The sequence below is a fragment of the Streptomyces sp. NPDC096324 genome, from assembly GCF_044763015.1.
GTDB lineage: Bacteria > Actinomycetota > Actinomycetes > Streptomycetales > Streptomycetaceae > Streptomyces.
Window position 1 is genome coordinate 122,330 of record NZ_JBIWFK010000009.1, and the last position, 18,947, is coordinate 141,276.

17 protein-coding genes are annotated in these 18,947 nt (G+C 70.7%); 1 reads left to right on the plus strand and 16 read right to left on the minus strand.

Annotated features, from left to right (window positions below):
- Positions 1 to 33: 33 nt before the first annotated feature.
- The 6 genes from carB to pyrR all read right to left on the minus strand — a co-directional run bounded on the left by carB (position 34) and on the right by pyrR (position 8,008).
- Entirely contained in the window at positions 34 to 3,342 is a 3,309-nt protein-coding gene (carB, locus tag ACIQ7M_RS25475; protein ID WP_355771750.1) for a carbamoyl-phosphate synthase large subunit, read from the minus strand.
- Positions 3,335 to 4,507: a glutamine-hydrolyzing carbamoyl-phosphate synthase small subunit gene (carA, locus tag ACIQ7M_RS25480; RefSeq protein ID WP_403648397.1), complete on the minus strand. Its 1,173-nt coding sequence runs from the start codon at positions 4,505 to 4,507 to the stop codon at positions 3,335 to 3,337. Before carA ends, carB begins: the two co-directional genes overlap by 8 nt.
- Positions 4,504 to 5,070: a hypothetical protein gene (locus ACIQ7M_RS25485; RefSeq protein ID WP_388778215.1), complete on the minus strand. Its 567-nt coding sequence runs from the start codon at positions 5,068 to 5,070 to the stop codon at positions 4,504 to 4,506. Before ACIQ7M_RS25485 ends, carA begins: the two co-directional genes overlap by 4 nt.
- Positions 5,067 to 6,353: a dihydroorotase gene (locus tag ACIQ7M_RS25490; RefSeq protein ID WP_403648401.1), complete on the minus strand. Its 1,287-nt coding sequence runs from the start codon at positions 6,351 to 6,353 to the stop codon at positions 5,067 to 5,069. Before ACIQ7M_RS25490 ends, ACIQ7M_RS25485 begins: the two co-directional genes overlap by 4 nt.
- 4 nt (positions 6,354 to 6,357) lie before the next feature.
- Complete coding sequence (locus ACIQ7M_RS25495) at positions 6,358 to 7,335, minus strand: aspartate carbamoyltransferase catalytic subunit (RefSeq protein WP_355771762.1); 978 nt, start codon at positions 7,333 to 7,335, stop codon at positions 6,358 to 6,360.
- An 82-nt stretch (positions 7,336 to 7,417) separates the two neighbouring features.
- Positions 7,418 to 8,008 (minus strand): bifunctional pyr operon transcriptional regulator/uracil phosphoribosyltransferase PyrR, encoded by a 591-nt coding sequence (gene pyrR, locus ACIQ7M_RS25500; protein ID WP_355771765.1) that lies wholly within the window; start codon positions 8,006 to 8,008, stop codon positions 7,418 to 7,420.
- Positions 8,009 to 8,253: 245 nt separating this feature from the next.
- Here pyrR and bldD point away from each other — a divergent pair, with 245 nt between their 5' ends.
- Positions 8,254 to 8,754 (plus strand): transcriptional regulator BldD, encoded by a 501-nt coding sequence (gene bldD, locus ACIQ7M_RS25505; protein WP_037621142.1) that lies wholly within the window; start codon positions 8,254 to 8,256, stop codon positions 8,752 to 8,754.
- A gap of 244 nt (positions 8,755 to 8,998) precedes the next feature.
- On the opposite strand, the gene nusB is transcribed toward bldD, so the two are convergent.
- From nusB to ruvX, 10 genes are all read right to left on the minus strand, one after another.
- Positions 8,999 to 9,433 (minus strand): transcription antitermination factor NusB, encoded by a 435-nt coding sequence (gene nusB / locus ACIQ7M_RS25510; protein WP_355775238.1) that lies wholly within the window; start codon positions 9,431 to 9,433, stop codon positions 8,999 to 9,001.
- A 2-nt stretch (positions 9,434 to 9,435) separates the two neighbouring features.
- Positions 9,436 to 10,002 carry an elongation factor P gene (gene efp, locus ACIQ7M_RS25515; protein WP_355775240.1) on the minus strand — a complete coding sequence of 189 codons (567 nt, stop codon included), beginning with the start codon at positions 10,000 to 10,002 and terminating at the stop codon, positions 9,436 to 9,438.
- Positions 10,003 to 10,061: 59 nt separating this feature from the next.
- Positions 10,062 to 11,168, minus strand: a complete 1,107-nt coding sequence (locus ACIQ7M_RS25520; RefSeq protein ID WP_355775242.1) for an aminopeptidase P family protein — start codon at positions 11,166 to 11,168, stop codon at positions 10,062 to 10,064.
- Between the two features lie 229 nt (positions 11,169 to 11,397).
- Positions 11,398 to 12,312: a Pro-rich N-terminal domain-containing protein gene (locus ACIQ7M_RS25525; protein WP_355775244.1), complete on the minus strand. Its 915-nt coding sequence runs from the start codon at positions 12,310 to 12,312 to the stop codon at positions 11,398 to 11,400.
- Positions 12,313 to 12,503: 191 nt separating this feature from the next.
- Positions 12,504 to 13,595, minus strand: a complete 1,092-nt coding sequence (aroB, locus tag ACIQ7M_RS25530; RefSeq protein WP_403648408.1) for a 3-dehydroquinate synthase — start codon at positions 13,593 to 13,595, stop codon at positions 12,504 to 12,506.
- Positions 13,592 to 14,074 (minus strand): shikimate kinase, encoded by a 483-nt coding sequence (locus ACIQ7M_RS25535; protein ID WP_403648950.1) that lies wholly within the window; start codon positions 14,072 to 14,074, stop codon positions 13,592 to 13,594. The genes aroB and ACIQ7M_RS25535 overlap by 4 nt, the downstream gene beginning before the upstream one ends.
- Positions 14,075 to 14,103: 29 nt before the next feature.
- Positions 14,104 to 15,288 (minus strand): chorismate synthase, encoded by a 1,185-nt coding sequence (aroC, locus tag ACIQ7M_RS25540; RefSeq protein ID WP_386985274.1) that lies wholly within the window; start codon positions 15,286 to 15,288, stop codon positions 14,104 to 14,106.
- Positions 15,289 to 15,633: 345 nt separating this feature from the next.
- Entirely contained in the window at positions 15,634 to 16,482 is an 849-nt protein-coding gene (locus ACIQ7M_RS25545; protein ID WP_403648412.1) for a shikimate dehydrogenase, read from the minus strand.
- Positions 16,463 to 18,349, minus strand: a complete 1,887-nt coding sequence (mltG, locus tag ACIQ7M_RS25550; protein WP_403648415.1) for an endolytic transglycosylase MltG — start codon at positions 18,347 to 18,349, stop codon at positions 16,463 to 16,465. Before mltG ends, ACIQ7M_RS25545 begins: the two co-directional genes overlap by 20 nt.
- 123 nt (positions 18,350 to 18,472) lie before the next feature.
- The gene (gene ruvX / locus ACIQ7M_RS25555; protein ID WP_355768177.1) at positions 18,473 to 18,937 is read right to left on the minus strand and encodes a Holliday junction resolvase RuvX; all 465 of its coding nucleotides are present in this window, start codon (positions 18,935 to 18,937) and stop codon (positions 18,473 to 18,475) included.
- Between the last annotated feature and the right edge of the window lie 10 nt (positions 18,938 to 18,947).

The following is an 18,947-nucleotide window of genomic DNA, read 5'->3' on the forward strand; positions in this document are numbered from 1 at the left end:
GGGACACCGTTTCCGGTGTCCCCCTCGGGGCCGCTAGTCGCGCGCCGCGGTCAGATGCTCGGCGTGCTCCTGGAGCGAGCGCACGCCCACGTCGCCGTGGTTGAGCGCGTCGATGCCCTGGACGGCGGCGGCGAGCGCCTGCACCGTCGTCAGGCACGGGACCGAGCGGGCCACGGCCGCGGTGCGGATCTCGTAGCCGTCGAGGCGGCCGCCGGTGCCGTACGGGGTGTTGACGATGAGGTCGACCTCGCCGTCGTGGATGAGCTGGACGATGGTCTTCTCGCCGTTCGGGCCCTCGCCCTCGCTCTGCTTGCGCACGATCGTGGCGTGGATGCCGTTGCGCTTGAGCACCTCGGCCGTGCCGGAGGTGGCCATCAGCTCGAAGCCGTGGGCGACGAGTTCACGCGCCGGGAAGATCATCGAGCGCTTGTCGCGGTTGGCGACCGAGATGAAGGCGCGGCCCTTGGTGGGCAGCGGGCCGTACGCGCCGGCCTGCGACTTGGCGTACGCGGTGCCGAACACCGAGTCGATGCCCATGACCTCGCCGGTGGAGCGCATCTCCGGGCCGAGCACGGTGTCGACCCCGCGGCCGTGGATGTCGCGGAAGCGCGACCACGGCATGACGGCCTCCTTGACGGAGATCGGCGCGTCGAGCGGCAGCGTGCCGCCGTCGCCGTTCGCCGGGAGCAGGCCCTCGGCGCGCAGCTCGGCGACCGTCGCGCCCAGCGAGATGCGGGCGGCGGCCTTCGCGAGCGGCACCGCGGTCGCCTTCGAGGTGAAGGGGACCGTGCGCGAGGCGCGCGGGTTGGCCTCGAGGACGTAGAGGATGTCCCCGGCCATCGCGAACTGGATGTTGATCAGGCCGCGGACGCCGACGCCCTTGGCGATGGCCTCGGTCGAGGCGCGCAGCCGCTTGATGTCGAACCCGCCGAGGGTGATCGGGGGCAGGGCGCACGCCGAGTCGCCGGAGTGGATGCCGGCCTCCTCGATGTGCTCCATGACGCCGCCGAGGTAGAGCTCCTCGCCGTCGTACAGCGCGTCGACGTCGATCTCGATGGCGTCGTCGAGGAACCGGTCGACCAGGACCGGCCGGGAGGGGCTGATCTCGGTCGACTCGGCGATGTACGAGGACAGCCGGGTCTCGTCGTAGACGATCTCCATGCCGCGGCCGCCGAGGACGTACGAGGGGCGGACCAGGACGGGGTAGCCGATCTCGTCGGCGATGGCCTTGGCCTCGGCGAAGGTGGTGGCGGTGCCGTGCTTGGGGGCCGGCAGGCCCGCCTCCGCGAGGACGCGCCCGAAGGCTCCGCGGTCCTCGGCGGCGTGGATCGCCTCGGGCGGGGTGCCCACGATCGGCACGCCGTTGTCCTTGAGCGCCTGTGCCAGGCCGAGCGGGGTCTGGCCGCCGAGCTGTACGACGACACCGGCGATCGGGCCGGCCAGCGACTCCGCGTGGACGATCTCCAGCACGTCTTCCAGCGTCAGCGGCTCGAAGTACAGGCGGTCGGAGGTGTCGTAGTCCGTGGAGACGGTCTCGGGGTTGCAGTTGACCATCACGGTCTCGTAGCCCGCGTCGCTGAGCGCGAAGGAGGCGTGGACGCAGGAGTAGTCGAACTCGATGCCCTGGCCGATGCGGTTCGGACCGGAGCCCAGGATGATCACCGCGGGCTTCTCGCGGGGCGCGACCTCGGTCTCCTCGTCGTAGGAGGAGTAGAAGTACGGCGTGTTCGCGGCGAACTCGGCGGCGCAGGTGTCGACCGTCTTGTAGACCGGGCGCACGCCCAGCGCGTGCCGCACCTCGCGGACGACGTCCTCGCGCAGCCCGCGGATCTCGGCGATCTGGGCGTCGGAGAAGCCGTGCCGCTTGGCCTCGGCGAGCAGCTCGGGGTAGAGCTTGTCGGCGGCGGCCAGCTCGTCCGCGGTCTCCTTGATCAGGAAGAGCTGGTCGACGAACCACGGGTCGATCTTCGTGGACTCGAAGACCTCCTCGGGCGTGGCGCCCGCGCGGATGGCCTGCATGACGGAGTTGATGCGGCCGTCGGTGGGGCGGACGGCCTCGCGCAGCAGCTCGGCCTTGTCACCGGGTTCGCCCACGAAGGTGAACTGGCTGCCCTTCTTCTCCAGCGAGCGCAGCGCCTTCTGGAGCGCCTCGGTGAAGTTGCGGCCGATCGCCATGGCCTCGCCGACCGACTTCATGGTGGTCGTGAGGGTGGAGTCGGCGGAGGGGAACTTCTCGAAGGCGAAGCGCGGGGCCTTCACGACGACGTAGTCGAGGGTCGGCTCGAAGGAGGCCGGGGTCTTCTCGGTGATGTCGTTCGGGATCTCGTCGAGCGTGTAGCCGACGGCGAGCTTGGCGGCGATCTTGGCGATGGGGAAGCCGGTCGCCTTGGAGGCGAGCGCCGAGGACCGCGAGACGCGCGGGTTCATCTCGATGACGATGATGCGGCCGTCGTCGGGGTTGACCGCGAACTGGATGTTGCAGCCGCCGGTGTCGACGCCGACCTCGCGGATGATCGCGATGCCGATGTCGCGCAGCCGCTGGTACTCGCGGTCGGTGAGCGTCATGGCCGGGGCGACGGTGATGGAGTCGCCGGTGTGGACGCCCATCGGGTCGAAGTTCTCGATGGAGCAGACGACCACGACGTTGTCGTTCTTGTCGCGCATCAGCTCCAGCTCGTACTCCTTCCAGCCGAGGATGGACTCCTCCAGGAGCACCTCGGTGGTCGGGGAGAGCGTGAGGCCCTGGCCCGCGATGCGGCGCAGCTCGTCCTCGTCGTGGGCGAAGCCGGAGCCTGCGCCGCCCATGGTGAAGGAGGGGCGGACGACGACGGGGTAGCCGCCGAGCGTGTCGACGCCCTGGATGACGTCGTCCATGGTGTGGCAGATGACCGACCGCGCGGACTCGCCGTGGCCGATCTTCTCGCGGACGGCCTCGACGACGCCCTTGAAGAGCTCGCGGTCCTCGCCCTTGTTGATCGCCTCGATGTTGGCGCCGATCAGTTCGACGCCGTACTTCTCCAGCACACCCTGCTCGTGCATGGAGATCGCGGTGTTGAGGGCCGTCTGGCCGCCGAGGGTCGGCAGCAGGACGTCGGGGCGCTCCTTGGCGATGATCTTCTCGACGAACTCGGGGGTGATCGGCTCGACGTAGGTGGCGTCGGCGATCTCCGGGTCGGTCATGATCGTCGCCGGGTTGGAGTTGACGAGGATGACCCGCAGGCCCTCGGCGCGCAGGACGCGGCACGCCTGGGTGCCGGAGTAGTCGAACTCGGCGGCCTGGCCGATGACGATCGGGCCGGAGCCGATGACCAGGACGGACTGGATATCGGTGCGCTTAGGCACGCTGGCCCTCCATCGGGACTGTTTCCATCAAAGACGTGAAGCGGTCGAACAGGTAGGCGGCGTCGTGCGGCCCTGCCGCCGCTTCGGGGTGGTACTGGACGCTGAAGGCCGGCTGGTCGAGCAGCTGGAGGCCCTCCACCACGTTGTCGTTGAGGCAGACGTGGGAGACCTCGACGCGGCCGTAGGGGGTCTGGGAGACCTCGTCGAGCGGGGCGTCGACGGCGAAGCCGTGGTTGTGCGCGGTGACCTCGACCTTGCCGGTCGTGCGGTCCTGCACGGGCTGGTTGATGCCGCGGTGGCCGTACTTCAGCTTGTACGTGCCGAAGCCGAGGGCGCGGCCGAGGATCTGGTTGCCGAAGCAGATGCCGAACAGCGGCGTCTTGCGGGCGAGGACTTCCTTCATCACGGCGACGGGACCGTCGGCGGTCGCCGGGTCGCCGGGGCCGTTGGAGAAGAACACGCCGTCGGGGTTCACGGCGTAGATGTCCTCGGCGGTGGCCGTCGCGGGCAGCACGTGCACCTCGATGCCGCGTTCGGCCATCCGGTGCGGGGTCATGCCCTTGATGCCCAGGTCGACGGCGGCGACGGTGAACTTCTTCGTCCCGATCGCCGGGACGACGTACGTCTCCTTGGTGGCGACCTCGGCGGCGAGGTTCGCGCCCTTCATCTCGGGCGCCTGGCGCACCTCGGCGAGCATGGTGCCCGCGTCGGGCAGCGCGTTGCCGGAGAAGATGCCGACGCGCATGGCGCCACGCTCGCGCAGGTGGCGGGTCAGGGCCCGGGTGTCGATGCCGCTGATGCCGACGACGCCCTGGTTGCGCAGTTCCTCGTCGAGCGAGCGGCGCGAGCGCCAGTTGGAGGACACGCGCGCGGGGTCGCGGACGACGTATCCGGCGACCCAGATCCGCCGCGACTCCGGGTCCTCGTCGTTGACGCCGGTGTTGCCGACGTGCGGGGCGGTCATCACGACGACCTGGCGGTGGTAGGACGGGTCGGTGAGGGTCTCCTGGTAGCCGGTCATGCCGGTGGAGAACACCGCTTCGCCGAAGGTCTCCCCCACGGCCCCGTAGGAGCGGCCGCGGAAGACCCGGCCGTCCTCCAGGACGAGTACGGCGGGAAGCGCCTTTTCCTTCTGTGAGGCGTTCCCCTGAGTGGAGGTCGTCATCGTGCGCCTTCCGTTTCCGTCTTGTTGATCATGTCGTTCAGGGTGTCGGCCCATTCGTTGTGCTCGGCCGCGCGGTCCGAGCGGAATCCTGAGTCGAGGAGCCGGTCGCCGTGCGCCCAGGTCACGACGAGGAGTCCGCCCTCGGTGAGGACCTTGCCCGCGATGCCCTTGTCGAGCCGGGCCTCGCGAAGCTGCGCGGCCGGGATGAAGAAGTCGTCCGCTCCGGGGCGTACGACGTCGAGACCCGCGTCCGTCAGGGTGAGCTCGGCCCGGCTGCGGGTGCCCAGGCCGTGCGCCACGATGCGGTCGAGCCACTGCCCGGCGGTGGTGGAGCCGTGGTAGCGGCCGCTCATGCTCAGTCTGGCCGGGCCGGGGTCTTCCGGCGCGGTGGGGAGCTCGGGCAGGTCGCCCTGGAGGGTGCCGCGCCACTTCCAGCCCTCGCGCATCAGCCAGTAGACGAGCGCGACGAAGAGGGCGAGGCCGACGAGCCAGCCGATCCGGGCGGACCAGTCGGTCACTTCCGCGGACTTCTGGGCGGCGGCGATGGAGAGGTGAGGTGTCACGCGAGCTTCCCGTCGACGAGGGTGGCCTTGCCCCGCAGCCAGGTGTGGGTGACCCGGCCCGGCAGCTCACGGCCCTCGTAGGGGGTGTTGCGGCTGCGCGAGGCGAAGCCAGCGGGGTCCACGCTCCCACGGTATGCCGTGTCGACGAGCGTGAGGTTGGCGGGCTCACCTGCCGAGACGGGGCGTCCGTGGCCGGTGGCCCCGCCGATCGCGGCGGGCTTCACGGACATGCGGTCGGCGACGCCGGCCCAGTCGAGCAGTCCGGTCTCGACCATCGTCTGCTGCACGACGGACAGCGCGGTCTCCAGACCGACCATGCCCATGGCGGCGGCGGCCCACTCGCAGTCCTTGTCCTCGTGCGGGTGCGGCGCGTGGTCGGTGGCGACGATGTCGATCGTGCCGTCGGCGAGCGCCTCGCGCAGCGCCGTCACGTCGCGCTCGGTGCGCAGCGGCGGGTTGACCTTGTAGACCGGGTTGTACGAGCGCACCAGTTCGTCGGTGAGGAGCAGGTGGTGCGGGGTGACCTCGGCGGTGACGTCGATGCCGCGGGACTTGGCCCAGCGGACGATCTCGACGGATCCGGCGGTCGACAGGTGGCAGATGTGGACACGGGAGCCGACGTGCTCGGCGAGCAGGACGTCCCGGGCGATGATCGACTCCTCGGCCACCGCGGGCCAGCCGCCGAGTCCGAGCTCGGCGGAGACGACGCCCTCGTTCATCTGGGCGCCCTCGGTGAGGCGGGGTTCCTGGGCGTGCTGGGCGACGACGCCGCCGAAGGCCTTCACGTACTCCAGCGCGCGGCGCATGATCACCGCGTCGTCGACGCACTTGCCGTCGTCGGAGAAGACCGTGACGCCGGCGGCGGACTCGTGCATGGCGCCGAGCTCGGCGAGCTTCTTGCCCTCCAGGCCGACGGTGACGGCGCCGATCGGCTGCACGTCGCAGTAGCCGTGCTCCTGGCCGAGCCGGTAGACCTGCTCGACCACGCCGGCGGTGTCGGCGACCGGGAAGGTGTTGGCCATGGCGAACACGGCCGTGAAGCCGCCGCTCGCCGCCGCGCGGGTGCCGGTCAGCACGGTCTCGGAGTCCTCGCGGCCCGGCTCGCGCAGATGCGTGTGCAGGTCGACCAGGCCCGGCAGCAGCACCTTGCCGTCGGCCTCCACGACCTCCGCGCCCTCGGCGGACAGGCCGGTGCCGACGGCCTCGACGACCTCGCCGTCGATCAGGACGTCCTGCGGCTCGCCGCCGAGCACCCGCGCACCACGGATAAGGATCTTGCTCATGGTCTTACTTCTCCTCGGTACGGGTGTGGGTGACGGCGGGCTCGTTGCCGCCCAGGAGCAGGTACAGGACGGCCATGCGGATGGAGACACCGTTGGCGACCTGCTCGACGACTGTGCAGCGCTCGGAGTCGGCGACCTCGGCGGTGATCTCCATGCCGCGGACCATCGGGCCGGGGTGCATCACGATGGCGTGCTCCGGCATTCTCGCCATTCGTTCACCGTCGAGCCCGTAGCGACGCGAGTACTCGCGCTCGGTCGGGAAGAACGCCGCGTTCATCCGCTCGCGCTGCACGCGCAGCATCATCACGGCGTCGGACTTGGAGAGGGTGCTGTCGAGGTCGTACGAGATCTCGCAGGGCCAGTTCTCGACGCCGACCGGCACCAGGGTGGGCGGCGCGACGAGGGTGACCTCGGCCCCGAGGGTGTGCAGCAGGTCGACGTTGGAGCGGGCGACGCGGCTGTGCAGGACGTCGCCGACGATCGTGATGCGCTTGCCGGACAGGTCCTGGCCGAGCCCGGCGTCCCGGCCGACGAGCCGGCGGCGCATGGTGAAGGCGTCGAGCAGGGCCTGCGTGGGGTGCTGGTGGGTGCCGTCGCCCGCGTTGATGACGGCGGCGTCGATCCAGCCGGAGGTGGCGAGCCGGTAGGGGGCTCCGGAGGCGCCGTGCCGGATGACGACGGCGTCGACGCCCATCGCCTCCAGGGTCTGGGCGGTGTCCTTGAGGGACTCGCCCTTGGAGACGCTCGATCCCTTGGCGGTGAAGTTGATGACGTCCGCGGAGAGGCGCTTCTCGGCGGCCTCGAAGGAGATCCGGGTGCGGGTCGAGTCCTCGAAGAAGAGGTTGACGACGGTGCGGCCGCGCAGGGTCGGCAGTTTCTTGATCGGCCGGTCGGCGACCCGGGCCATCTCCTCGGCGGTGTCGAGGATCAGGACGGCGTCGTCGCGGGTGAGGTCGGCGGCCGAGATGAGATGACGCTGCATCTGTCAGGCTCCGTAAGGAAGTTCAGGGAGGATTCGGGCATGCGGGCGCGCGGGAGCGCACATCGCGGCGTGGGCCGGAGTGCTACTGACGCTCGCCCGGGGAGGTCCGCTTGGCACCGAGCAGCACGGTGTCGCGACCGTCCTCCTCGGCGAGCTGGACCTTGACCGTCTCCCGCAACGACGTGGGGAGGTTCTTGCCGACGTAGTCGGCGCGGATGGGCAGTTCGCGGTGGCCCCGGTCGACGAGGACGGCGAGCTGCACGGCGCGCGGGCGTCCGATGTCGTTCAGCGCGTCGAGTGCGGCGCGGATGGTGCGGCCGGAGAAGAGCACGTCGTCGACGAGGACGACGAGACGGCCGTCGATGCCGTCACCGGGGATCTCGGTGCGGGCCAGCGCGCGCGGCGGGTGCATGCGCAGGTCGTCGCGGTACATCGTGATGTCGAGGGATCCGACCGGGATCTTGCGATCGGTGATCTCTTCGAGCTTGTCGGCCAGCCTGCGGGCCAGGAAGACGCCGCGGGTCGGAATGCCGAGGAGCACCACGTCGTCGGCGCCCTTGGCGCGTTCGACGATCTCGTGGGCGATGCGGGTCAGCACCCGCGCGATGTCGGGGGCTTCCAGAACGGGCCGCGCCTCGGCCTCGTCGTGCTGCTTGTCGTGCTGGGTGTCCATGGGAAACGGACCTCCTTCTCCGCCTCACGGGACGGATCATTAAAGGACGTCGGATTTGCGCCATCAACGGTACCAGCCCGGCGACGTGGCTGATCACATCGGTTTGAGCCACCCCGCCGTGACGCCCGCCCGGGAGCGGTCGAAAATCCTTCGGCTTGACGGGGGAGTGTAACGCTGCGTAACCTCACAGTGAGTCACCAGCCGCGCGGCGGAGCCGCACGTTGATACAGCGTCCGGGGAGCTATATGTCCAGCGAATACGCCAAACAGCTCGGGGCCAAGCTCCGCGCGATCCGCACCCAGCAGGGCCTTTCCCTCCATGGCGTGGAGGAGAAGTCGCAGGGCCGCTGGAAGGCGGTCGTGGTCGGTTCGTACGAGCGCGGCGACCGCGCCGTCACCGTGCAGCGTCTTGCCGAGCTGGCGGATTTCTACGGGGTCCCGGTCCAGGAGTTGCTGCCGGGTACCACTCCGGGCGGGGCCGCCGAGCCGCCGCCGAAGCTGGTCCTCGACCTTGAGCGGCTCGCGCACGTGCCGGCCGAGAAGGCGGGCCCGCTGCAGCGCTACGCGGCGACGATCCAGTCGCAGCGCGGCGACTACAACGGCAAGGTGCTGTCGATCCGCCAGGACGACCTGCGCACCCTCGCCGTGATCTACGACCAGTCCCCCTCGGTCCTGACCGAGCAGCTCATCAGCTGGGGCGTGCTGGACGCGGACGCGCGCCGCGCGGTCGCCCACGACGAGGGCTGAATCCCTTAGGACAGCTCAGCAGAAACGTGCCGCCGGGGTGGCCGGAACCTGATGGTTCCGGCCACCCCGGCGGCTTTCTGCGTCCGTTCCGCGGGGCTGGAGAATCCGTTCTGCGGGCCTGGGGCGCCCTCGTGGGTCCCCGTGGGCGCGGGAACGCCGGAGGGCCCGCAGCATGTCGCTGCGGGCCCTCCGGCGTGTCCGTACGTCCCCGCGGGGCCGTACCGGTTACGGCTGCCGCCGGCGGTCAGTCCTCGTCGCGGCGAAGCGACGGCTTCAGGTCCTTCAGCCGGCCCAACAGGCCGTTCACGAACGAGGGCGACTCGTCCGTGGAGAACTCCTTCGCGAGCTGCACGGCCTCGTCGAGCACCACGGCGTCCGGGGTCTCGTCGACCCAGATCAGCTCGTAGGCACCGAGGCGCAGGATGTTGCGGTCGACGACCGGCATCCTGTCCAGCGTCCAGCCGACGGCGTACTGCGCGATGAGATCGTCGATGCGCCGCGCCTTGACGGCGTAGCCCTCCACGAGCTCCATCGTGTATTCGCTGACCGGCGGCTGCCGGGTGTCGGACCGGGAGTGCCGGATCCAGTCCGCGAGGACCGTCAGAACGTCCACATCGCGCTGGTCGCCCTCGAAGAGGATCTGGAAGGCGCGCTTGCGGGCCGTGTTGCGGGCAGCCACGGTTAGCTGTTCACCCGGCCGAGGTAGTCGCTGCTGCGGGTGTCGACCTTGATCTTCTCACCGGTGGTGATGAAGAGCGGGACCTGGATCTGGTGACCGGTCTCCAGGGTGGCGGGCTTGGTGCCACCGGTGGAGCGGTCGCCCTGGACGCCCGGCTCGGTCTCCTGGACGACCAGCTCGACGGCGGCCGGCAGCTCGACGAAGAGCACCTCGCCCTCGTGCTGGGCGACCGTGGCCGTGAAGCCCTCGATCAGGAAGTTGGCGGCGTCGGCGACGGCCTTGCGGTCGACCATGAGCTGGTCGTACGTCTCCATGTCCATGAAGACGAAGTACTCGCCGTCCATGTAGGAGAACTGCATGTCGCGCTTGTCGATCGTGGCCGTCTCGACCTTGACGCCGGCGTTGAACGTCTTGTCGACGACCTTGCCGGAGAGCACGTTCTTCAGCTTGGTGCGCACGAAGGCCGGGCCCTTGCCGGGCTTGACGTGCTGAAACTCGACGACGGACCAGAGCTGGCCTCCGTCGAGCTTGAGCACCAGGCCGTTCTTGAGGTCGTTCGTGGAAGCCACGGTTGCGGAATCTCCTGGACTGACGTGGACGACCCCGGCGCACGCGCGTAGCCCGGAGGCTAGAGCGCGAGCAGTTCCTTGGTCGTGATGGTGAGTAGCTCGGGTCCGCCGTCCGCCTCGGGGCGTACGACGAGCGTGTCATCGATCCTGACACCGCCCCGGCCCGGAAGGTGGACCCCCGGTTCGACGGTGACCGGCACGCAAGCGTCCAGTTTACCCATGGCCGCGGGGGCAAGCTGCGGGTCCTCGTCGATTTCGAGCCCGACACCGTGCCCCGTCAGGGGCGGAAGACCTTCGGTATGGCCCCCGGAGTCCAGTACCTGACGGGCCGCGCGGTCCACGTCCCGGTAGGCGGCACCCGGTGCCAGCGCCTCCCGGCCGGCGCGCTGGGCGGCGAAGACGAGGTCGTACAGCTCGATCTGCCAGTCGGCCGGCGAGGTGCCGATCACGAACGTACGACCGATCTCACACCGGTAGCCGCGGTAGGTCGCGCCGAGACAGACGGAGAGGAAGTCGCCCTCCTCGACACGCCGGTCGGTGGGCCGGTGGCCGCGGCGTCCCGAGTTCGGGCCCGTGCCGACCGAGGTCGCGAAGGCGGGCCCGTCGGCACCGTGGTCGACGAGTCTGCGCTCCAGCTCCAGCGCGAGATGGCGTTCCGTGCGGCCCACGAGAATGGATTCGAGGAGTTCACCGAGCGCCTGGTCGGCGATCTCCGCGCCGATGCGCAGGGCGGAGATCTCCTCCTCGTCCTTGATCACCCGGAGCTGTTCCACCGCTCCGCCCAGGTCGGCCAGCCGCAGCCGCGGCGCGACCGAGCCGAGGGCACGGTGCCGGGTCACGGTGAGGTGGTGTTCCTCGACCGCGAGGGACTCGGCGCCCTGATCGGCCGCCAGTCCGGCGGCGGCGACGGCCGGATCGCCTCCGGCCCGGGGCAGCACCCGGACCTCCAGCGCCTCGTCGGGGCGCCCTTCCGTGGCTTCGCCGGACGGCGGTCCCGCGCACAGCAGCATGTCCTCGTCGCCGCCGAGCAGCAGCACCGCGCCGAGCGGCGCGGCACCGGCGAGATACCTCACGTTGGCGGGCCGGGTGACGAGCGCCGTCGCGCTGCCGCCCGCCGTACAACGCTCCCGGAGCCGCTCTCTGCGGGTCGCGTACACCTCTGGCATGAACCCGAGCCTACGAGCGGTGGCCGGATGTCGCCGGTCCAGAGGGCCGGACGGGTAGTCCGGCGTCCGGACGGACGGCCACGGGGCCGCGCCGAATCCCCTCGGCACCACGGCGCGCCGATCCGTACGGCGCCGCCGGGGCCGAACCCGTGGGACACCGCCCAGGGGCGAACCGTTTCACCTGTGCAGCGAGCCGGAACGCGTCAGAACCGCTGCGCGCCGGGCACCTTCACCACTGCGGCGGGCTGGCGATGGAGCGTGCCAGGACGTCGTCCAGGACGCGGGCCGTGGCCGCCACGTCGAGCTGGGAGTTGTCGATGATCGGGAGCCCGGAGCCGTACCAGCCCGCCATGCGGCCGTGGATGCGCGCGACCTCCTCGTCGCTGAGCCTGCGGTTGCCCGAGCGCTCCGCGTTGCGCTCCAGGACCACTTCCAGGCCAGGCAGGAGCACGACCGGCAGCAGACCGGGGCCCACGTGCCGCTTCCAGCCGCCGAGGCCGACGACCGGCCGGTCCGGGAAGACGGCGTCGTCCAGGATGCACGAGATGCCGTTGGCCAGGAAGTTGCGGGCGGCGAAGCCGCAGGTGCGGCGGGCGAGACGATACTGCGCCTCGGAATGGTCGTTCCATCCCGACTGCGGGTCGGCGAAGCCCGAGCGCACCCATTCGCGTACGTCGTCGAGGCTGATGTGCGCCGTGGGCACCCGGCGGTGGTCCGCCCAGTACTTGGCGACGCTGGTCTTCCCGGCGCCCGCGGGGCCGATGAGCAGGATCGCGAGCGTGGTCGCCGCCGGGTCGGGCGCGCCCGTGGCGGGCGGCGGGCTCGGCATGGCGACCGAGACGCCCGGAGGCAGCCGCACGTGCCCGGTGGTGTCCGGCGCGGGCGGCACGGGCGGGTGCGGCGGCTGCGCCGACGGGTGCTGTGGAGGCATCGCCGACGGATGCTGCGGGGGCATCTGATGCGGTGGCAGGTGATGCTGCGGCGCCTGGGCGGGTGGCGCGCCGGGCGGCACCGGCCCTCCGGCGAAGCCGGGAGCGGGCGCCGGGCCCTGCTGCCCCGGGTACTGTCCGGCCGGCGACCATGCGGCGGCCGGCCCCTGCCCCGGCTGGTGGGGCGGCAGCGGAGCCCCCACTGCGTGCTGCATCCGGTGCCACTCCGTCTCGTACAGGCGATGTGCGCGTAGCGGCGGGACGCCGGTCCCGTCGCTACCGAACGGTACCTTCCCCGGCCGCCGTTGTGTGAACGGCCGGGGACGGTGCGAAGTGCCCGGTGAGGAGAGGCAAAACGGGCTGAGCAGGTGCCCTTCGGGCCATACGGCCTCGCGGGGGGCGCCTGTTACTCGCCGACCTCGCCGTACGCGGCGAGCAGGACGGCCGGATCCGGGCCCTCCAGGACGGTCGGTTTGGCCAGTCCGTCGAGGACGATGAAGCGCAGCAGGTCGCCCCGGGACTTCTTGTCGACCTTCATGTTCTCCACGAGCTTCGGCCACTGGTCGTAGCGGTAGCTCAGCGGGAGACCGACGGACTCCAGGATCGTGCGGTGCCGGTCGGCGGTCGCGTCGTCCAGCCGGCCCGCGAGGCGGCCGAGTTCGGCGGCGAAGTGCATGCCGACGGAGACGGCCGCGCCGTGCCGCCACTTGTAGCGCTCGTTCTTCTCGATGGCGTGGGCGAGCGTGTGGCCGTAGTTGAGGATCTCGCGCAGCCCCGACTCCTTGAGGTCCCCGGAGACGACCTCGGCCTTGACCTTGACGGAACGCTCGATCAGCTCGGCGGTGTGCGGGCCCGCGGGCGTGCGGGCCGCCTCGGGGTCGGACTCGATGAGCTCCAGGATCACCGGGTCGGCGATGAAGCCGGCCTTGATGATCTCCGCGAGCCCGGACACGTAGTCGTTGACCGGCAGCGAGTCGAGCGCGGCCAGGTCGCACAGCACGCCCGCGGGCGGGTGGAAGGCGCCGACGAGGTTCTTGCCCTCGGCCGTGTTGATGCCCGTCTTGCCGCCGACCGCCGCGTCCACCATGGCGAGCACGGTGGTGGGGACGGCGATCCAGCGGACGCCGCGCAGCCAGGTCGCGGCCACGAAACCGGCGAGGTCCGTGGTGGCGCCTCCGCCGACGCCGACGATGGCGTCGGTCCGGGTGAAGCCGGACTGGCCGAGCGCCTTCCAGCAGTAGGCCGCGACCTCGGCGGTCTTGGCCTCCTCGGCGTTCGGCACCTGGATGGCGACGGCCTCGAAGCCCTGCTCCGCCAGGTCGGCGCGGAGCGCCTCACCGGTGTCGGCGAGCGCCTCGGGGTGGATCACGGCGACCCGCTTGGCCCTGTCACCGATCAACCCGCCGAGCTCACCGAGAAGCTGACGGCCGATCAGGACCTCGTAGGGGTCGGTGCCCGCGGTGCCGCCGACCTGGACTCGGGTCACAGCCTCGCTCATGCTTCCTTCAACTCCAGTGCGTCGAGGACCTCTTGGGCGACCTCATCGGGGGTACGGCCGTCGGTCGCCACGACCGCGCGGGCGACTTCGGTGTACAGGTGGCGACGTGCCTCCATCAGCTCGCGCCACTGCTTGCGCGGATTGACGGCGAGCAGCGGCCGGGCGGCGTTGAGGCCGGTGCGCTGCACCGCCTCCTCGACGTCCATGGAGAGGTAGACGACCTGGTGGCCCGCGAGCAGCGCGCGGGTGTCGGCGTCGAGGACCGAACCGCCGCCCAGGGCGAGGACGCCGTCGTGCTCGGCGAGTGCCGCCCGAACCGCCCGCTTCTCGATCGCGCGGAAGGCGGGCTCGCCCTCGTCGACGAAGATGTCGGCGATGGTGCGGCCCTCGGCGGCCACGATGTCGTCGTCCGTGTCCCGGTAGGCGCAGCCGAGCCGCTCGGCGACGAGCGCGCCCACCGTGGACTTCCCGACCCCCATCGGCCCGACCAGGACCAGCCGTGGAGCGGTCACCGGATGGCCAGGTTCTCGAGGTACGACCGGACGTTGCGGCGGGTCTCGGTGACGGAGTCGCCGCCGAACTTCTCGGCCACCGCGTCCGCGAGGACGAGGGCGACCATGGCCTCGGCGACGATGCCGGCGGCCGGCACGGCGGAGACGTCGGAGCGCTGGTGGTGGGCCTTGGCGGCCTCGCCGGTGACGACGTCGACGGTGGCCAGCGCGCGCGGCACGGTGGCGATCGGCTTCATCGCGGCGCGGACGCGCAGCAGTTCGCCGGTGCTCAGGCCGCCCTCGGTGCCGCCGCTGCGGCCCGACGTCCGCCTGATGCCCTCGGGCGTTCCGACGATCTCGTCGTGGGCCTGGGAGCCGGGCACGCGGGCCAGTTCGAAGCCGTCGCCCACCTCGACGCCCTTGATCGCCTGGATGCCCATCAGGGCGCCGGCGAGACGGGCGTCGAGCTTGCGGTCCCAGTGCACGTGGGAGCCGAGGCCCACGGGAACGCCGTAGGCGAGGACCTCGACGACGCCGCCGAGCGTGTCGCCGTCCTTGTGGGCCTGGTCGACCTCGGCGACCATCGCCTTCGAGGTGTCGGCGTCGAGGCAGCGCAGCGGGTCGGCGTCGAGCTTCTCGACGTCGGCCGGGGTGGGGTACACGCCCTGCGGGGCCTTCACGGCGCAGAGTTCGACGACGTGGGAGACGATCTCGATGCCGGCCGTCTCCTTCAGGTACGAGCGGGCGACGGCGCCGAGCGCCACGCGGGCCGCGGTCTCGCGGGCGGAGGCGCGCTCCAGGATCGGGCGGGCCTCGTCGAAGCCGTACTTCTGCATGCCGGCGAGGTCTGCGTGGCCGGGCCGCGGGCGGGTCAGCGGGGCGTTGCGGGCGAGACCGTCGAGGATCTCCCGGTCCACCGGGTCGGCCGACATGACCTGGTCCCACTTGGGCCATTCGGTGTTGCCGACCATGACCGCGACCGGGGAGCCGAGGGTGAGGCCGTGGCGCACGCCGCCGAGGAAGGTGACCTCGTCGAGCTCGAACTTCATCCGGGCACCGCGTCCATAGCCCAGGCGCCGCCGGGCGAGGTGGTCCGCCACCATCTCCGTGGTGATCGGCACGCCGGCGGGAAGACCCTCCAGCGTCGCGACAAGTGCGGGACCGTGGGACTCCCCCGCGGTCAGCCAGCGCAACCTGCTCAACGGTGCTCCTCATCCTCGCGCCCGGGTACTGCTGCTGCGTACACGTGTGCTCGCGTACGGCGACGGCGCGACCGGGTGCGCGGCCCTGGCCCGCCATGTCAGATCCTCCCACGTCCGGACATGGGACCCGGCCTCAGGTCCATCAGACGGGACGGCCGGACACGGACGGCGGGCTCAGCGCGCCCCGAGGACGGCGGGCACGATCATCGCGAGCACCGTGAACCGCACCCGGTCGGGCATGAACATCAGGACGAACGCGAAGATCCCGCCCTCGCCGGACGCCAGTGGGCGCGCCGTTCATGTACCTGACTGAACCCTGCGCCCCGCGCCCCGCCCCTGCGGACGTCAGCGGACGTCACGGGAAGCGAGCGCGTGTTCCCCCGCTGCCCTCATGGCACCCAGGGGGGCCGGCTGCCGTCCGGTCATCTGCTCCACCTGGAGCACGGCCTGGTGCACGAGGAGGTCGAGGCCGCCGACCACGGCTCCGCCGTACGCGGACCAGCGCGCCGCGAGATCGGTCGGCCAGGGGTCGTACAGCACGTCGAAGAGGGTCGCGGGGCTCCCCGGAACGGCGGAGGCCAGCGCGTCCGTGGTCCCGGCCGGAGTCGTGGCGATCACCAGGGGCGCCCGCAGCGCCTGTTCGGCGTCGGCCCAGTCCTCGGTACGCACCTCGATGCCGAGGCGCTCGCCCCACTCGCGCATCTCGGCGGCCCGCTCCGGGCTCCGCACGTACGCGACGACCTCACCGGTGCAGATCCTCGCGAGGGCGGCCAGCGCGGAGGAGGCGGTGGCGCCGGCGCCGAGAACGGCGGCCGAGTCGACCTGCTCGATCCCCCGCTCGCGCAGCGCCGCGACCATCCCGGGGATGTCGGTGTTGTCGCCGACGCGCCGCCCGTCCTCGGTGAACACGACGGTGTTGACCGCCTCGACGGAGGCGGCCGTCTCGCTGATCCCGTCGAGCAGCGGCATGACGGCCCGCTTGAGCGGCATCGTCAGCGACAGCCCGGCCCACTCCGGTCCGAGGCCCTCGACGAAGGCGGGCAGCGCCGCCTCGTCGACCTCGAAGCGGTCGTACGTCCACTCACCGAGGCCCAGTTCCCGGTACGCGGCCCGGTGCAGCACCGGCGAGAGGGAGTGCGCGATCGGTGAACCGAGCACGGCCGCCCGGGAGGCGTCAGTTGCCCGAGCTGGCATTGAATTTGTCCTTGAGCTTCTCGAACTGGGCCAGCGTCTTGGCGAATTCCGTATTGTTCTGGCCGTCGGTCGCCACGAAATACAACCAGCCGTCCTTCGTGGGATTGAACACCGCCCGGAAGGCGTCGTCGCCCGGATTGCCGATCGGACCGGGCGGCAGACCACGGTGGTAATACGTGTTGTACGGGTCCGGATTGCTGTTGATCTCGGACTCGCCGATATTGATCTTGCTCTGGCCCTTCAGGTAATTGAAGGTCGAGTCGAACTGCAGCTTCTGGTTGGTCTCGGTGTTGGTGCTCTTCAGACGGTTGTAGACGACCTCGGCCATCTTGCGGTAGTCGTCGTGCGTCTTGCCCTCGGCCTGGACCAGGCTCGCGACCGTGACCACCTGGAGCGGGTCGTCGAGCTTGAGTGCCTTCGCCTTCGCCACGAGCCCCATCGCCGCGTACTTCTTGTCGGCCTGCGCGACCATGCTCTTCAGCACGGCCTCGGGCTTCATGCCCTTGGCCGCGGGATACGTGAGCGGGTAGAGGAACCCCTCCAGGGGGTCCTTTATGTCCTTGTTGGTGTTCGCCCAGCTCGGCAGCCCGAGGGTCTTGTACTTCTTCTTCGCGACGGCGCTCGTCGTGCCCTTGGCGAGTCCGAGTTTCGCGTCGATCGCCAAGTAGACCTGGGCATTGCGGAAACCGGGCGGCACGGTCACGTTGTTCTGGCTCTTGGGGTCGAGCATCAGCTCGACGGCGCTCTTGGCCGACATTCCCTTGCGCAGAAGATAGGCGCCGGCCTGAATCGACTTGCCCTTGGGATTCTCCGCCTGAGCGGACACGAACGCGTCCACGCTCTTGACGACACCGGCAGCCTTCAGCTTCTGGCCGATGACATAACCGCCCTCGCCCTTGCCGATCTCGACGGGGACCTGCCCCGTCCCCTCGCCCGCGAAGTCGGGAGCCGCGCCGAAACGATTCTGGTAGTAGTGGTAGCCGAAATACCCGGCGCCGGCGAGACCTCCGCCGAAGACCATGACGACCACCAGGCAGGCACAGCCGCTGCGGCGCTTCTTGCCTTTGCCGCCGCGCTCCTTGCCGCCGCCGCGCTGCTCCTTGCGGTCCCCGCGGCCCCGGCGCTTCTTCGGGTCGTCGTCCTCGTCGAAGTCGTCGTCATCGTCGTCACCGGCGAAGAAGGCGTGCTCGCCCTGGTCCGGTCCCGGGTCCCAGTCGGGCTCGGGTTCGGGCTCGGCACGGCGCCGGGCCGGCGGCTCGGGCGGCGGATAGGCGTCCGGGGTGTTGTAGGAGTCCGGCTGCTCGGCCGCGTACTGGCCCGCGTAGGGGTCGGCGGGATCGGCCGTGTACGGCACCTGCGGCTGGGCGCCGGTGCCGCTGTCGGGGTACTGCTGCTGACCCTGACCGGGATACTGCTGCTGACCCTGGCCGTTGAACTGCTGCTGACCCTGGCCGTTGAACTGCTGCTGACCCTGGTACTGCTGCTGACCCTGACCGGGGTACTGCTGGCCCTGGCCGTTGAACTGCTGCTGCCCCTGGCCCTGGTACTGCTGTTCCTGTCCCGGATACTGCTGCTGCCCCTGACCGGGGTACTGCTGCTGCCCCTGCCCCTGGCCCGGGTACTGCTGGCCCTGGTACTGCTGCTGGCCCGGATACTGCCCGTTCTGGCCCTGCGTCGGGTACTGCTGCTGGCCCTGGTACTGCTGCCCCTGGCCCCAGTCGCCCTGCTGCTGCGGATAGTGCTGCGGCTGGCCGCCGTCGTAGGCGGACTGGCCGTCTGCGGCCTGTCCGCCCCATCCGATGTCCCCGTACAACGGGTCCTCCGGATTCCACGGTTCGGAGCCAGGGCCCCGGCCATACTCAGTCATCGATCCCCTACGAGCCGCGAGCCGGCAGCGGCCGGCTCGTCTGGCCCGGCTCCCGTCCGCCTCTTTACTGTGCGACGGCTGTTCGAACACCACCGCATCGGGCGGAACGTTACCGTATCGCGATCACATGACCACTTCGACGCCCTCGCCGGGCGACTTGCCTGACACCCGTTCGGATTCCAGGGCCTGCTGCAGGATCACGACGGCTGCCGCCTGGTCGATGACCGACCTGCCCTTCTTCGACTTCACGCCCGAGGCGCGCAGTCCCTGACTGGCCGTGACCGTGGTCATCCTCTCATCCACGAGCCGTACCGGAACAGGAGCGATCCCTTCCGCGAGCTCCTGGGTGAAGGCACGGACCTTGACCGCGGCAGGGCCCTCGCCCCCCTTGAGGGAGCGAGGGAGCCCGACGACGACCTCGATCGGCTCGTACTCCTCGACGAGCTGCCGCAGCCGGCGGTGCGCCGCCGGGATGTCGCGCCCCGGGACCGTCTCCACCGGTGTCGCGAGGATCCCGTCGGGGTCGCACGAGGCGACCCCGATGCGGGCGTCCCCGACATCGATCGCGAGCCGACGTCCTCTGCGCATGTCCGCGGTC

Coding starts and splice junctions, on each gene's coding strand:
- carA (WP_403648397.1), bottom strand. CDS start 4,507: ATGACGACCTCCACTCAGGGGAACGCCTCACAGAAGGAAAAGGCGCTT.
- ACIQ7M_RS25490 (WP_403648401.1), bottom strand. CDS start 6,353: ATGAGCAAGATCCTTATCCGTGGTGCGCGGGTGCTCGGCGGCGAGCCG.
- ACIQ7M_RS25495 (WP_355771762.1), bottom strand. CDS start 7,335: ATGCAGCGTCATCTCATCTCGGCCGCCGACCTCACCCGCGACGACGCC.
- pyrR (WP_355771765.1), bottom strand. CDS start 8,008: ATGGACACCCAGCACGACAAGCAGCACGACGAGGCCGAGGCGCGGCCC.
- bldD (WP_037621142.1), top strand. CDS start 8,254: ATGTCCAGCGAATACGCCAAACAGCTCGGGGCCAAGCTCCGCGCGATC.
- ACIQ7M_RS25520 (WP_355775242.1), bottom strand. CDS start 11,168: ATGCCAGAGGTGTACGCGACCCGCAGAGAGCGGCTCCGGGAGCGTTGT.
- ACIQ7M_RS25525 (WP_355775244.1), bottom strand. CDS start 12,312: ATGCAGCACGCAGTGGGGGCTCCGCTGCCGCCCCACCAGCCGGGGCAG.
- aroB (WP_403648408.1), bottom strand. CDS start 13,595: ATGAGCGAGGCTGTGACCCGAGTCCAGGTCGGCGGCACCGCGGGCACC.
- ACIQ7M_RS25535 (WP_403648950.1), bottom strand. CDS start 14,074: ATGGGGGTCGGGAAGTCCACGGTGGGCGCGCTCGTCGCCGAGCGGCTC.
- ACIQ7M_RS25545 (WP_403648412.1), bottom strand. CDS start 16,482: ATGCCAGCTCGGGCAACTGACGCCTCCCGGGCGGCCGTGCTCGGTTCA.
- mltG (WP_403648415.1), bottom strand. CDS start 18,349: ATGACTGAGTATGGCCGGGGCCCTGGCTCCGAACCGTGGAATCCGGAG.
- ruvX (WP_355768177.1), bottom strand. CDS start 18,937: ATGCGCAGAGGACGTCGGCTCGCGATCGATGTCGGGGACGCCCGCATC.